Annotated in this window: 11 protein-coding genes; 2 read left to right on the plus strand and 9 right to left on the minus strand. The window is 42.6% G+C overall.

The window, feature by feature from the left end; all coding sequences use genetic code 11:
• Positions 1–6 precede the first annotated feature (6 nt).
• On the plus strand, positions 7–2,271 hold the full coding sequence (locus LJ707_RS04180; RefSeq protein ID WP_228949535.1) for a response regulator: 2,265 nt from the start codon (positions 7–9) through the stop codon (positions 2,269–2,271).
• A 148-nt stretch (positions 2,272–2,419) separates the two neighbouring features.
• On the opposite strand, the gene LJ707_RS04185 is transcribed toward LJ707_RS04180, so the two are convergent.
• The 5 genes from LJ707_RS04185 to LJ707_RS04205 form a co-directional block, all read right to left on the minus strand.
• Positions 2,420–4,819, minus strand: a complete 2,400-nt coding sequence (locus tag LJ707_RS04185; protein ID WP_228949536.1) for an ABC transporter permease — start codon at positions 4,817–4,819, stop codon at positions 2,420–2,422.
• A gap of 185 nt (positions 4,820–5,004) precedes the next feature.
• Complete coding sequence (locus tag LJ707_RS04190) at positions 5,005–5,772, minus strand: LytTR family DNA-binding domain-containing protein (protein WP_228949537.1); 768 nt, start codon at positions 5,770–5,772, stop codon at positions 5,005–5,007.
• Positions 5,750–6,790, minus strand: a complete 1,041-nt coding sequence (locus tag LJ707_RS04195; protein ID WP_228949538.1) for a sensor histidine kinase — start codon at positions 6,788–6,790, stop codon at positions 5,750–5,752. The genes LJ707_RS04190 and LJ707_RS04195 overlap by 23 nt, the downstream gene beginning before the upstream one ends.
• Before the next feature lie 182 nt (positions 6,791–6,972).
• Positions 6,973–7,650 carry a DUF4397 domain-containing protein gene (locus LJ707_RS04200; protein WP_228949539.1) on the minus strand — a complete coding sequence of 226 codons (678 nt, stop codon included), beginning with the start codon at positions 7,648–7,650 and terminating at the stop codon, positions 6,973–6,975.
• A gap of 39 nt (positions 7,651–7,689) precedes the next feature.
• Positions 7,690–8,133: a DUF2141 domain-containing protein gene (locus LJ707_RS04205; RefSeq protein WP_228949540.1), complete on the minus strand. Its 444-nt coding sequence runs from the start codon at positions 8,131–8,133 to the stop codon at positions 7,690–7,692.
• A gap of 347 nt (positions 8,134–8,480) precedes the next feature.
• Between LJ707_RS04205 and LJ707_RS04210 the strand changes: the two genes are divergently transcribed.
• The gene (locus LJ707_RS04210) at positions 8,481–9,065 is read left to right on the plus strand and encodes a porin family protein (RefSeq protein WP_228949541.1); all 585 of its coding nucleotides are present in this window, start codon (positions 8,481–8,483) and stop codon (positions 9,063–9,065) included.
• A gap of 100 nt (positions 9,066–9,165) precedes the next feature.
• Here the strand turns inward: LJ707_RS04210 and LJ707_RS04215 are convergent, their stop codons facing one another.
• The 4 genes from LJ707_RS04215 to LJ707_RS04230 all read right to left on the minus strand — a co-directional run bounded on the left by LJ707_RS04215 (position 9,166) and on the right by LJ707_RS04230 (position 14,659).
• A complete protein-coding gene (locus LJ707_RS04215) occupies positions 9,166–10,323 on the minus strand; it encodes a glycoside hydrolase family 76 protein (protein ID WP_228949542.1) in 1,158 nt (385 codons plus the stop codon).
• 71 nt (positions 10,324–10,394) lie between these two features.
• Positions 10,395–11,615, minus strand: coding sequence for an endo-beta-N-acetylglucosaminidase H (locus LJ707_RS04220; protein WP_228949543.1), 1,221 nt, complete (start codon positions 11,613–11,615; stop codon positions 10,395–10,397).
• Between the two features lie 333 nt (positions 11,616–11,948).
• On the minus strand, positions 11,949–12,713 hold the full coding sequence (locus LJ707_RS04225; RefSeq protein ID WP_228949544.1) for a DUF1080 domain-containing protein: 765 nt from the start codon (positions 12,711–12,713) through the stop codon (positions 11,949–11,951).
• On the minus strand, positions 12,710–14,659 hold the full coding sequence (locus LJ707_RS04230; RefSeq protein ID WP_228949545.1) for a c-type cytochrome: 1,950 nt from the start codon (positions 14,657–14,659) through the stop codon (positions 12,710–12,712). The genes LJ707_RS04225 and LJ707_RS04230 overlap by 4 nt, the downstream gene beginning before the upstream one ends.
• Between the last annotated feature and the right edge of the window lies 1 nt (position 14,660).

Raw genomic sequence — 14,660 nt, forward strand, 5'->3', positions numbered from 1 at the left:
AAAATCATGACACCTGTTACTTTCCCCAATAATGATGATCCTACATATGATGTAGCGCTTTGGAAAGCAATCCGCAAAAATGCCGACCGCACAATGAATTACTTTTTGGCTGCATATTTTGCTGTTAGTTTATTGCTGGCCTTTTTTTATGATACCTGGTTTATCGCGCTATCGGTAAGTAGTATCTGTTTAGTGGCTTACTATTCTACCAAAATACTGCTTCCTGAATCTGATCTTTATCAATATGTATTAAGCATAATACTTGGGCTGTTTGTGGCACTGTTTATTTACCAGATGCACGGCTTGTTCGAGATGCACTTTTTTGCCTTTATTGGTGGTGCCATACTTATTATATATCGAAACTGGAAGCTGCAGTTGCCCATACTCATAGTGGTAGGCATTCATCACGCGCTGTTCAGTTACCTGCAAAACACCGGTGTTAAGGATGTTTATTTTACTCAGTTAGATTACTTTGACCTTCAAACCCTGATCATCCACCTGCTGCTTACTACCGTAATATATTTTGTTTCGGGTTTGTGGGCGCATAAGCTCAAACAGGCCGGTACCTGGCAAATAAAGCAAACCATAGCCATGAAAGAGCTGCAGCAGGAAGCCGCATTGAGTTTGGAGCGTAAACGTAACCAGGAAATGCTGGAAGAGCTGAACGAAGAACTGATGACATCAAATGCTGAACTGGACCTGTCACGTACCGAAGCTGAAAAAGCCAACAGGGCTAAAAGTGTATTTTTGGCTACGATGAGCCATGAGATACGTACGCCTATGAACGGTATTATCGGCATGTCGTCATTACTGGCTGAAACCCCGCTTACTGATCAGCAGCGCATGTACACTGATACCATTACCAACTGCGGCGACAACCTGCTGAATGTTATTAATAACATTCTTGATTTTTCAAAAATTGAGGCAGGTGGTATGGAACTGGAAGCAGCCGATTTTAATATACGCCAGTGTATTGAAGAAGTGTTGGATATATTTGGCACCCGGGTTGCCGATACTGGCATCGAAATAGCTTATCTGCTGGATGACAGTGTACCTCAAAGCATTAAGGGCGATAAGATCCGTGTGCAACAGGTACTTACTAACCTTGTGGGCAATGCCGTAAAATTCACTCAAAAGGGAGAAGTTATTGTAAAGGTTAGCCGGGAGCAGTTTGCCGGCGAAGATATAAAGCTCAGATTTGAGGTGCGCGATACCGGCATAGGTATCCCACCGGAAAAACGCGAGCGTTTATTTAAAGCATTCAGCCAGGTCGACTCGTCAACCACGCGTAAGTATGGCGGTACAGGTTTAGGACTTGTTATTTCAGATAAGTTAGTTACCCTTATGGGCGGCGAAATAATTGTAACCAGTGAGGTTGGTAAAGGATCAGTATTCGCGTTTACCGTGATAGCTCCTGTTGGCTCGGCGGTTTCAGCACCTATGTTTGAAAAGGATATGCTGAACTATGCCGGAAAACGAGTTCTTATTATTGATGATAACCTAACCAACCGCAACATACTAATGTACCAGATGAACTCGTGGAGGCTGGTGCCCGAGGTAGCTGCATCCGGCCCTGAAGCGATTGATATACTGGCCAGTGACGCTAAGTTTGACCTGATCATTACCGACTATCAAATGCCGGATATGGATGGGGTTGAACTTACCCGCTTAATAAAGGCGAAACATCCGTTAATACCCGTAATATTACTAAGCTCAGTAGGTGAAGAAAGACAGGCAGAAAATTTAAATCTGTTTGATCATATCCTGACCAAGCCTATCAAACACCAGGTTTTAAGCAAGTACATCTTGTCATGCTTCAAAGCCCCGAAACAGGTTGATAATTCAGCTAAGGTGATCAGCAAGATACCGGATAACTTTGCTTCGCTGTACCCGTTGCGAATACTTGTTGCCGAGGATAACAAGATCAATCAGAAAGTAATACAGCACATGCTTAAAAAGTTGGGCTATGAGGCTGATATAGCCGGTGACGGCATTATAGCGGTAGCTTCAATAATGGCGGGTGACTTCAACCTTATACTGATGGATATTCAAATGCCTAACATGGATGGGCTTGAAGCTACGGCGCTCATCAGGGCAAGTGATATTAAACAGCCTGTTATAATAGCGCTTACTGCCAATGCCCTTAGCGGTGATAAAGATGAATGTTTGGAAAAAGGCATGGACGATTACCTGTCAAAACCCCTGAAAACTGAGGATCTGCTTAGCAAGCTCTCCTATTGGTCAAACCAAATGCTGCAAAAAGCGGTATAAAATTTTAAACAGGCACGGCATCAATCTTAATTTATAAAATTGAGATTGATGCCGTTCGCAAAATGCTGAAGGCTCAGGTAGATAAAACATCGTATCATGCAGAGCCCGTTAAACTATTTTATCTGTGGATGACTACTGCTTTTCACATTTATTCGCTTCTTAAACTTTTAACAGGATTGGCCAGGGCTGCTTTTATAGCATGTGAGCTAATGGTAAGTAAGGCAAATACCACCGCAACAATACCCGCAATAACAAAAGCCCATACGTTGATACTTATGCGGTAGCTAAAGGCCATCAGCCATTTATTCATGGCGTACCATGCCAGCGGCGAAGCGATCACTATTGAAACAGTTACAAGCTTTAAAAAATCGCCGGTCAGCAGCGTAGTAATACCTGATACGCTTGCTCCTAAAACCTTACGTATACCAATTTCCTTTGTTCGTTGTTCGGCAACAAACGCAGCCAAGCCAAACAAGCCAAGGCAGGCTACAAATATGGCCAGTAATGAAAATACGGTAATAGTATTGGCAGCATTATTTTCAGATACATACAGCGTTTGGATATGGCTATCCAAAAACTCATAATCAAAACTTGAATTGGGCATATCAGCCTTAAAAACACGCTGTACCTGCTGCATAAAGCCTGACAGGTTTTTTGCATCGTACCTTATCAATAAGGTGCGTAACGATTCAGGCGCCTTATTCATCTCGTAATACACATATCCGCCTATTTCATTTTTTAGCGACTGGTAATTAAAATCCCTTACCACACCCGATACTATTGCCCGGTCAAGCATTTCTGTGCCGATGTATTTTCCAACAGCATCCTGCGGAGATTTAAAACCAAGATATTTAAGCACTGCTTCATTTATCAGCACATAGCAGTTACTGTCATCCTTAGCAAGGTTCGCGGGTAACGAGCTGCCTGCCAATAGCTTTAACTGCATGGTTTTAACAATAGACCCATCAGTATTACACGTTTTTACGGGCATGCTCTCCTTATCGGTAACCAGCTTTTTTATGCTTCTGCCGCTCTCTACATCGCCCGGGATGGATTGAACTGCCGAAACGCTTTGAACACCAGCTACACCATGCAGGCTATTGATAAATGCAGCTATCTGTTGTTTATTCTCCGCCGATTTTATATTGACAGAAACAATACCCTTTGGATTGTAACCCAGATCCTTACTGCGGATGTATTGCATTTGCTGCAGAATAATGATCACAGAAATAATCAGGATAATTGAAGATGCGAACTGAAACACCACCAATGACCGGCGCAGAAAATCAGCAAAGGAGTTTTTTAGCTTGAGCTTATTCATTAAAACCAACGGCGATATACCCGACATGGAAAAGGCCGGATAGCTGCCCGCTATTATAGTAACAAATAGCCATGTAGCCAGCAACCCAAGCAAAACAGGGCCGGCAAAAAACGCTGATGAGCCCAACTCAATGCCGGTTATACTTTTAAAAACAGACTCCAATACAAAAGCTAACAAATAACCTATAACAATGGCTATTAATGATAGCAAAGCGGTTTCTGTATAAAAAAGTGCAAGCAAATGGCGTTTATCGGCACCTAAAACTTTGTTTACACCTACTCCCTTAGCGCGTTTTTGCGAGCGCGCCGTAGCTAAGTTCATATAGTTTATACAGGCAATAATAAGCACAAGCAGCGATAAGAACATCAGCGCCTTTACCGTTGAAATACTGCCCATTTTAGATGAATAACCCTCCCTTATATCGGCAGAATAAAGGTGCACATCGGTTAACGGCTGCAGTTGGAAATTGGTGAAGTATTTATTTTCCTTTTGTACATTCTTATCAATAAGAGCGGTAGCGGCGGCCTGTACTTGCGCGGCATTTGCACCGGGCTGCAGTAAACAGTATGTTTCATAACTGGCGTTGCTCCAGTATACATCTTTGCCGGCCCAGGTATCCATAATGTTATAGATCATGTCACAGTCAATAGTACTGTTTTTAGGCAGATCAGCATATACACCTGACACATGGAGGGTATCGCGGTTATTTACATAGATCAGTTTACCAAAAGCGGCCTCTTTGCCATACAGGCGCTCCTTTGCCGCTTGCGAAATAACAATTGATTTTGGCTGCGAAAAAGCGGTAGTAGCATTACCCTCTGTAAAGCTTATATCAAACATGCCAAACACGGTCGAATCAGCCATGTAAAGCCCTTTTTCAGTAAAATTCTTATTATCTGTTTTAATAGAAACCTTGGCCCCGAAATCGTGCTTTATTAACCGGGTCATCATTTTTACCTGTGGTATGGCCTGTACCATGGCCGGCCCCACCGCGTTGGGTAACTGTGCCCATACCTTGTAGTTATACTGCTCGGTAGTTTGCATATTTACCCTGTATATATTTTTTGAGTTTTTATACATGCGATCAAAACTCAATTCATACGAAATACAGGCGAACAATGAAATACATACGCACATACCTATAGCCAACCCGGCAATATTGAGCGATGTAAACAATTTATTGCTAACCATGCTGCGCCAGGCCATTTTAAAGTAGTTCCGTATCATACGTTTGATAATAAATTATTGTAATAAAGAGCAGGATGCTTAATGCTACTCTTGTGCTTCACAAAAAAATTCAAAACCTATGCCGTTTAAATAAAATATTGAAATACAGAAAATTAACAAACAAAACCAACAATCAAGCTGTTCGCTTTTGATACATAAGATGTTCGTTTTTAACGGGCTTAAAATCAGGTAATGGCAAGCCAATTTAAAAAAGGCGCAACACGGCCTTTACTTACGGTTACACGTTCTTTAAAGTCAATAGCTAAGTTTAGCGAAAGCTTTCTGGAAAAAAAGCTGGATACATCAATAATGGTCTTTCGGTTAACAATGAACTGCCGGTTCACCCTGAAAAACTGGCTGCCGGCCACCTTCTCCATTTCTTCCATGGTTTTATTGGGGAAAAATATTTTTCCCTGGAAGGTAAGCACATTAACTACCTCACTTTCGAGATAAACAAGGGCAATATCATCCAGCTTAACAGGTATTATCTTATCCTGGTAATGAACAAGTACCGAAGCGGGCCTTTGCTCTATCCTTTCCGTTAATAATTTCGATAATGCGGAATACTCCGGCAATTGCCCCGATGCGAACATACCTTTAAGCTGCTTGTACCTTTGCAAAGAACGACTTAGCATTTCGCGGTTAAACGGTTTAAGTATATAATCTATCCCGTTGGCTTTAAAGGCATCTAACGCGTAATCATCATACGCGGTACAAAAAATTACAGGTATCAGTGTTTTAACACTGCTGAATATCTGAAAACTGATACCATCACCAAGCTGAATATCACTAAATATCAAATCTGCTACCGGCTGTTCGGTCAGATACTCAACAGACTCCTTAACCGAGTGCAGTTTGGTGATCTCAACCGGCTCATCAATAAGCTGGCGTAAACTCAACTCAAGGTCGTCTGCTACAACGGTTTCGTCTTCAATAATTATGATATTCATCATTCAGCAATTTTATACTAACTGTAAAATGGGTATTGTTATCTACTATGATCACCTCATCGCCTGATAACAGCCGGTAACGCTCCGCGAGATTAGCCAGCCCTGAGTTGGTGGTTGAATATTGTACAAGCTTTTTGCGCAAAGTGTTAGTTACCACTACCCTGCCGTTTGTTATGCTGACGGATATATGCAGCGGGTGTTCGGTAGTTAATTCGTTATGTTTAATAGCGTTTTCAAGCAGTGGTTGCAGGCTGAATGAAGGGAGATAACTGCTGTCGGCATCCACATCCTCAATTTGTATCCTACAGTTCAGTGCCACCCCAAACCGGATGCGTTGCATCTCCAGGTAATCATTCAATATGGTGAGCTCTTCCGCGAGTGTCGCGGTCTTGGCGGAATGACTGTATACTGATGCGCGTAAAAAACCGGCCAGATGCACAAGGTAGCTATCGCCCTTATCCAGATCAGAACGGTAAAGCGCTTTTAATGTATTAAGGGCATTAAATAAAAAATGCGGATGAATTTGCTGTTTAAGCAGCAGTGTAACCGCCTCGGCATGTTTTGCCTTGATCTTTGAATACTCAAGGTCGGCCTGTGCTTTATTGCTTTGAAGTATAACATAATCATGCAGTAAAATTATAATGGTATTAACCACTACACTTGCAATAAGCAAAATAAAAAGATAAATATTTGATTGTGAGTAATCCTTTGGTGATACATAATCAAAAACCGGCGATAGCGCCCAGTAGGTTAAAGCGCTAAAGCAATAGGTAAATACATAACGGTATACTTTAAATTTAGGCGTACTAAAGCCGTGTATTCGCACCAAGCGATTCATTATCGCTACATTGGCAAAACTAATAAGCGATATTGCTACCGCTGTTAAAACCGCGTAAAAAAATTTGTGTATCTCTGATTCCTCCATCAAAAATATCAGGAACAGAAATACTACCGTACTAAAAACGGAGATCAGCAATCCGTTGGCTCTAACCAGGTTTTTAACCGGTAATCTTGCAGGCATGTATAAAAGTAAATAAAAACATAATGCTTTTTAGGTAAACAAAGTTAACGGCAATGCTGCCATTAACTTTACACAAATACGTGGCGCTACTTTGTGCCAGGTAACACGCCATTAAAAAAACTGTGGTGGTTTTAAAAGGCATTGCCATTATTAAACCACCACATTATAACATAAAATCAATACTAATTATGCAGTACTTTATTTAGCTGCAAGTTACTGTCATCTGAGCCGGTTAAATACAGCGTATATATTTTACCGGCCTGAAGATCATTAACATCAAAATTAGCGAGATTTCTTCTGGAAGCAGTACCATAAATACGTACAGACAATGTTCCGGGTGCAACGAATTTATAACCGCTTTGAATGTTTCTGCTTATGTTGGTTATCAGGTTATCATCATTACCATCTTTAATATTAATATCTGATGGCGCTCCATCACTCAAATGGATAAACTTGATTTTTACCCTGCCATTATTGGGAGCGGACAAATCATCCTCAAAAGACTTAACCCTGAGACTTGACCCTTCACCGGCAAGGTAAACTGTAAAGCTTACCCCGTTAGCGGTCCATAATTCGCCATTAGCGGTTAATGTATTTGTGTTCGCATCCCTGAATTCCTCAACAAGGCGCTTTCCGGATGGCGTGTTGATGTAAGAGGATGACTCGGTAAACGCCAAGCCTGCTGATATAAGCTTATTGCCTGCAAGCGTAAAACTCTGCTCGGCAGAACCCGGGGCAGCATTAACCACCTTAATATTGAATGAGCCCGCCTCGTCAATATCATTTTTTTCGCACCCTGTAAAGGCAATGGCAAGCAGCAGCATTACAACAAACCATAAATTATTTTTTCTTAGTATCATAACTATCGTTTTTTAATAGCAGCACCAGGCTGCTGTGGTTTACATATATTTTGCTTTGATATTTATAGGCTGACCGTTGCCTGCCTCAACTTTAAAATCATCAAACTTAGGGCGCTTCATTTTCTCCATAAAAAAGTTTGAAAACCCGAACCCCTCCTTTGGAATGCCTATAAAGTTTTTGTCTATCTTGCCATTATCGTTCTCGTCATCAACCAGCGTTATACCATATGTGCCCGGCGGCAGTGATATGCTGACAGAAATAGCACCGGCTTTTAATGCCCGTTTTTCAAAAACCATTTTTTTGAAGGGCTCCTGTTTTTCATAGGTAGCCTGATCCTTAAAAACATTTAAAATTACCTTGCCCTTTTCAGAACGTAAGTTTGAAATGCCGATCTCCTGCTGTTGCGCAAATGCTGATTGATACAGGATGGTCAATACCACGATAACGAAGTATGCTGACCAGTTGAATTTTCTTTTTTTCATGTTGTTAGATTTTTATCAGGAAGCGAAATTAGAGGTGTATGAGGCCGCAAACTGATAAATCTTAGCCGAGTGGTCAAAAGAACCATTAAGCGGGACAATTTGCGGGGTTCAACAGAAACCGGCTGATGCAACAGCAAGGATGATTGCCTTTTTTACAAAACCACACTTACCCCTGTTAACACCGGCATCCTTTGCCCGGATGGCTGAAACCAGTCAACTATCAAATAGTGCTTTTCCGCCTTTAATTTGTCCCGATGGGGCTTGTTCTGCTTGTGTTGCCTGCTGCCGATGGTCATTTTTGCCTTCAGGCTGCGCTAATTGCAGCATATCATTAAAAAAACTTAATCATGAAAAAGATCTCAATTATCTGTGCGTTTATTATGTTAGCATCTGTTCATCATTCATTTGCACAAAGCCTTTTAAAACGTTTGGAATTTGGCCTCAAGGCCGGTGGAAACGTAAGTAATTTTACAAATGCCGATTTCCCAACCGATCCGTTATACGGGTTTCACGGTGGTGTTACAGTGGCATTTAAGGTAACCAACAACTTTTTGATACAGGAGGATATTCTGTTCTCAACCCAGGGAGCTAAGATTAAAGGTGGAGCTTTAGGCACCCAGGATTTAAAGCTTGATTACGTAACCCTGCCATTTTTACTTAAATACCGAGGCAACTCCGGCTTATTTATAGAGGCCGGCCCACAATTTGGCATGAAGATCAACGAAAAGATAGAGGGAGTAAATACGGATAATTTCGCCAAAAAAGTGGACCTGGCGGCCGTTGGCGGAATTGGCTATCAATCTAAACTTGGGCTTGGCATCAGCGCCCGATATGTTTACGGCCTATCAAAAGTAGCTGATTTTAATATATCCGACATCAGTAATGATTATAAAAACAACACTATCCAGGCAAGCCTTTTCTACGTGTTTTAATATCAGCATAAACTATTTTTCAGCCTGACACCAAGTATATAAATAGCTTCCTAAAAACACCCCCTTCCTGATAAATAGGAAGGGGGTGTTAACTTTTAAATTAATGGTAGCGATAAACATTGTTGAGCATTGATACGCCATTATGTGTCTCAAAAGCGTTTAACACGCCGGTATCAGGCGTGCGGATGGTCCACTTACCCCACATCAGGCCGTTTGAATTACGTACCGACCATGCTGCCGTGGCATTATTATCCAGCCACTGGCCATATGTACTTTGCAGGTTTGCTGATTCCACGTACACACAGGCCCAGCGTACAAATATTCCTTTAAAGCCCTGCGTATCCCCGGTATCATATTCATCTGGCAATATACCAGCCGAATTGCACATACTGTTTTTAGTGTAATTCATCACATTGTTAGCCATGGTAGTGTAGTTAACCGCCGGATATTCATTACGCAACACATCGCAAGCACCAATAAAAGTACCCTGCGTATAGGTGCGTGTACCTTCAGTTATTACGTTTGCAGCATTTACAGCACCTTTAACCTCACCGTTTGATACATAGAACTTACCAACCATCCAATCCATTATCATTTTGGCCTTGGTCTTGTAATCGGCATTGCCGGTAGCCTGGTATATCTTCATGGCGCAAATAACGGCCGGTGCATTAACGCACACGTTTTTTGATTGCTTGTCGGTTTTCCACCACAGGCCACCACCCAGTTGGGTATCCCAGGCACGGTTCCAAACCAGGTCAAAATTAGTTTTAGCCATATCAAGCATACCGCCGTCATTGGTTATGGCATAAGCGCGTATACACATTAAAGCCCCCCAAATAATATCATCATTAAATTCGTTATTGGCCCAGTTGGTACCATAACCATCGCGCATACCGTTGTACAGGTAATGTATCTTGTCCTTAAAATCCTGACTGGGGTTGGCATCATAAGCGTCAATAAACATTTCAATAGCTTCGGCCTGCGTCCAAAAGTCCATACGTCCGGTATGGTTAAGATCTTTCCAATAATAGGCTTTGTAGGATGGGCCGTATGTGCCATACTGGTTATAAAAATTATTATTGTATACCTGCATGGCAACCAGTGCTTCACTTAAAGTTGGTATGGCTGCAGCACGCTTATTACCATCAGGTGTTTGTATATTTTCTTTAACGATTGGATCGCTTTTTTTACAACTAACCGATGTAGCGATTATTAACATAAAACCCGATATAAGGGATAAAAATATTTGCTTTTTCATAAGTAGTTTAATTGGTTGGTTTGGTAAAAAAATGCAAGCCTTCCGATTTGGGAAGACTTGCATGGCGTGGGTTATTGAATTTTAACCGACGTTATTACATCATTAGCGTTTGGCGTAAGTGTAGTGAAGTTTGAATTATTGGATGTTAACGTCCACGATTGGCCGGTAGAGTTATTGTCGGCATACATGGTCACCGTCCATCCGCTTGGTATTTTTATTGATGATGCCCAATCATTCACAAAACCAAATTTTTCAAGCTGGGTAAGTGTATAAGTTCCTTTGGGGATGATGCCTGTACCATAACCGCCGTAATTGGCATCAGCAAAAAAGCGTACACCGGTACCCAGGCTGGTATCATAAACCGTTGCCTTACCATACAATACGTTCGAAAAACTTGAAAGATAGGTATGCACATCAGTATTAGGCAAATTATAAGTTAGATAGATGCCGTAACCATTATTAACTGTTTGTGTAGCCAGGCTGGCTGCTGTTGCCGAGCTTGTTGCCTGGATATCAATAGCCGCCGGACCAAGATTTGCAGCGCTCAAACCCGGAACCGATGGTACCGAATAGGTGCCATAAATAGCATTCCAGCTATAATTAATTTTTGAACCAACCGTAACACCGTTGTATGATAAGCGCGAAGCTGCAGGCCCATAATAATAAAAGGATATAATTTTATTTGGCAACAACTGGCGCAATGCCGTTACCAGGTAAACAAACGAGCTCGAGTTAGGCTGCCCGGTTCCATTGGCACCGTAATCCGAATATTCATCGTCAAAGTCGATACCATCCAGGTTATACGTATTTACCGCGTTGGCTAACTGCTGGGCAAAGGCCTGCGCCGCTGCTTGGCTCGGAAAATTGCAGATACCCGCACCCTGATGGTTGCCAAGAATTGATAATAAAACTTTTATACCCCTATCCTGCAAGGGCTGCACATAGGTATTGCGGTTACTAAGCACATTGGTAACCTGCGGATTAAAGTACAGTTCGGCAGTTTGGGTGGATGTATTGTAATTGATGTTAGCCGCGAAAATGATACCTATATCAAACAATTGTTCGCCGGTGGTTAGCTTGTAGTTGCCCACATTACGTATGTCATTATAGTTTACCTCAACGTAACATACACTTTTGGGGCCACTGGCTCCAAGCGCGTCGGCTCGTTTTATTGCTGTTGTTTTGATATTATCGGCCACGGGCGCGGCATCTTTTTTACAGGCAGAAAATAAGAGCATAAAAACTCCTGTTGCCGCAATAGCAGCATTTCTCAAATTTAGATTTGTTTTCATAATTGGTTTTTAGGAATTATTGGTTTTTGTTAGAAAAGAAGAGAACACAGTTTATCCATAGGCAAATTGATTTAGCTGGTAATAGATAGTTGTACCTTACCAAATGGCAGGTAAAAGCATAAAAAGCACATCAATAGTTTAGGCGCTCTGCACCATCAGGGAACGGGGAAAACTTATTACAGGAAATAAAACGTAAAGTTTAATTAATTGGTTACTATCAAATATATAAAACTTAATTGAAAAGCAAATTTTGAACTATAAACTGCTGTAAACAAAACGGCCGCTTGCTCAAAAAAATGAACAAGCGGCCGTTATACTTTTTACCTGATTTGTTTACAACTCCCTCACCCAGATATTGCGGTAACTGATGGGTTCGCTTGGGTCGCCGTGCGATTGGAGTTTGATAGGCGCAGCACCATGAGCCTTATAGGCAGGCTGACCGATGTAAGGCGTATCACCCTTTAATATGTAATTGTTTTGTACCAGTACACCATTATGTATGGCCGTAACCCTTGCAGGCGATTTGAGGCTGCCGTCGTCATTAAAACGCGGGGCTGTCCATACCACATCATAAGTTTGCCATTCGCCTGGTTTACGGGCTGCATTAGCCAGCGGGATAGATTGCTTGTAAATACTGCCTACCTGCCCGTTAACGTAAGTTTTGTTCTCGTAATTATCTAAAACCTGCAACTCATAGCCACCCGCGCCCCAGGGCAAGGCCGCCAAAAAAATACCACTGTTACCCCTACCCTGGCCGGTGCCATGTATCACGGTTGGTATACGGTATTCAATATGTAACTGATAGTCGGTGAACTTACGCCTGGTACATAAATCGCCCAGCTTTTTGTCAACAGTCATGGCACCATTGCTAAGTTTCCATTTTTGCGTAGCGGTGCTGTCGTTTTGTAATATCCACTCATTCAAATTTTTGCCATCAAACAACACAATAGCGTCTGACGGTGCTCCGCCTAATATTTTAGCTGGCATAATCACCTTTGGCTCAGGCGACCATAACTCGGTATCTTCGGGTTTGGCATTCTGGGCATTTACGGATATCGCGCATAGGCTGATAGCGCTTACTATATAAAATATTTTCATGGCTTATCGTTATTTTCAAGAGAATTTATCCATAATGCAATTTTTCGGGCATCTTCTTTTGGTACCTGGGGCATAGGCGGCATAGGCGTTGAGTAATCAGGCCAATGCTCAGGTTTGGGCTCATGTATCAGCGCTATGATCTCCTCGACACTGTATTTGCGTTTCGCTACGTCAACATAAGCCGGCCCTACCTGGCGGGTATTGGCATTATGGCAAGCCAAACAGGTGTTTTTGGTAAGTATCCCCTTAACATCAGCATAAGTAGGTACTTTATTTGAGATAACCTTAGCAGTGCCCGGTTTAGCAGTACCACCTTTTGTAGTTTTTTTAGGAGCAACGCTAACTTTTGCTGATGCTGTATTTTTAGTACTCACCCCGGCCATGCTTAGCTTTTGCCCTTCGGGAATGTTATTTAGGGTGTAATACCCCGTTGGGTGTACCAGCGAATAGGAATCTGCCGCATCGCGGATGCCATCAATGGTGATAGTGTGAATATAATAGCGGCGAAGCTTGCTAACAATCAATCGCGCCTTTAATCCATCGGCTGATACCTTAACGCCCAGTACAGGGCATTTTTGCTCGTTAACCGGCGGACTACCATACACGCTATGGTATTTATAGATGTAACTTTCAACGGAGTATGATGCGATATCCTCGGCGGTTTTTTTATCAACCGGTTTGGTGAATTCTATTTCAAAACCATCAGGCATGGCACGTATGGCACGCATCTCAAACGGAACTTTGTTGTTCCATACCAAACGCTGCAACCCTTCGGTGGCCTCTCCTGCCGAACCCCAGCCACGGTTGGTTTCACCTGCAAATAACGAACCATCCTTACCCCAGGCAAGCCTTACCACACCCGATTGAAAGCCACTGCGAAATGGCCATGCCGCGCCCTGGTACTCGCCATTTACTTTTTCCATAAACACACGGCTCACCATACTCTGCCCCTGATCGCCAACTAAAAGCTGCCCTTCAAACGGGCCAAAAACACCTTCGGGTATTTTAACAATCTCGGAGTTGGATATACCCAATATACCATGAGGCAGCCACACCGCAGGCAATTGTAATTGCGGAAAGCTTTGCTTCATTTCAAATTCGGTATTGAATTTTTCGTTAACGATGTTTTGCGGCTTAACCGGTTTGCCTGCTTTATCAAATTCTTCGCGCAGCTTGTTTTTGGCAAAAAACTGTTCAGAGGTGATATTTACCGGTGAGCCGGGTAAACCCGCCCAAACCAAACTTGCCGGATGCCCCATGAACGAGCCTTTTTTAACCTGCATTATACTGCCCGAGCCTACCCAATCGCCCTGGTTATCGGTGTAAAAAAGTTCGTCATCTATCATGCTGATACCACATGGCGAACGCATACCGGCAGCCCAAGGTTCTACCCTGCCATCCTCATAAATATGCAGCGCCCAGCCACGCCATGGTACCATGCTTTTGGGTATCCACCAGGTTGGCGGGAAACCAAGGTTAAGCGTAACAAAGAACGATCCATCGGCGGCCAGTTTAGGGCCAAAGCTGTATTCGTGGTAGTTACCTGATAACGGCCAGGCATAAATGGTTTGAAAATCATCTGCCACGCCATCCATGTCAGTGTCGGTCATTTTAGTGAGCTCGCCGCGCTGAACACAGTATAGCGAACCGTTTTTATAGGCCACGCCCAATACCTCATGCAAACCCGAAGTAAATTTGCGAAAGTAAGGCCGCTGGCTTGACGGGTTCTCTACAATAAAAATATCTCCACGACGGGTTGATACCGCCAGGTTTCCGTTAGGCATAAAGCAAAGTCCGCCTACCTCAAGTATATTACCTTCGGGAGCAGGTACACGCATTATTTTAAAATAATCATCCTCCTTTGGCGATTCGGCCTGGGCCAAACACGTCATCGGCATTAGCAGGCTTAACAAACTAACCTTTATATATTTAATGATATTGTTCATT

This window comes from Mucilaginibacter sp. UR6-1, from assembly GCF_020880975.1.
GTDB lineage: Bacteria > Bacteroidota > Bacteroidia > Sphingobacteriales > Sphingobacteriaceae > Mucilaginibacter.

What these genes read in the sequence shown, in the direction of transcription:
- LJ707_RS04225 (WP_228949544.1), bottom strand. Translation starts at nt 12,713, where the DNA reads ATGAAAATATTTTATATAGTAAGCGCTATCAGCCTATGCGCGATATCC.
- LJ707_RS04220 (WP_228949543.1), bottom strand. Translation starts at nt 11,615, where the DNA reads ATGAAAACAAATCTAAATTTGAGAAATGCTGCTATTGCGGCAACAGGA.
- LJ707_RS04185 (WP_228949536.1), bottom strand. Translation starts at nt 4,819, where the DNA reads ATGATACGGAACTACTTTAAAATGGCCTGGCGCAGCATGGTTAGCAAT.
- LJ707_RS04200 (WP_228949539.1), bottom strand. Translation starts at nt 7,650, where the DNA reads ATGATACTAAGAAAAAATAATTTATGGTTTGTTGTAATGCTGCTGCTT.
- LJ707_RS04210 (WP_228949541.1), top strand. Translation starts at nt 8,481, where the DNA reads ATGAAAAAGATCTCAATTATCTGTGCGTTTATTATGTTAGCATCTGTT.
- LJ707_RS04180 (WP_228949535.1), top strand. Translation starts at nt 7, where the DNA reads ATGACACCTGTTACTTTCCCCAATAATGATGATCCTACATATGATGTA.
- LJ707_RS04190 (WP_228949537.1), bottom strand. Translation starts at nt 5,772, where the DNA reads ATGATGAATATCATAATTATTGAAGACGAAACCGTTGTAGCAGACGAC.
- LJ707_RS04215 (WP_228949542.1), bottom strand. Translation starts at nt 10,323, where the DNA reads ATGAAAAAGCAAATATTTTTATCCCTTATATCGGGTTTTATGTTAATA.
- LJ707_RS04230 (WP_228949545.1), bottom strand. Translation starts at nt 14,659, where the DNA reads ATGAACAATATCATTAAATATATAAAGGTTAGTTTGTTAAGCCTGCTA.
- LJ707_RS04195 (WP_228949538.1), bottom strand. Translation starts at nt 6,790, where the DNA reads ATGCCTGCAAGATTACCGGTTAAAAACCTGGTTAGAGCCAACGGATTG.
- LJ707_RS04205 (WP_228949540.1), bottom strand. Translation starts at nt 8,133, where the DNA reads ATGAAAAAAAGAAAATTCAACTGGTCAGCATACTTCGTTATCGTGGTA.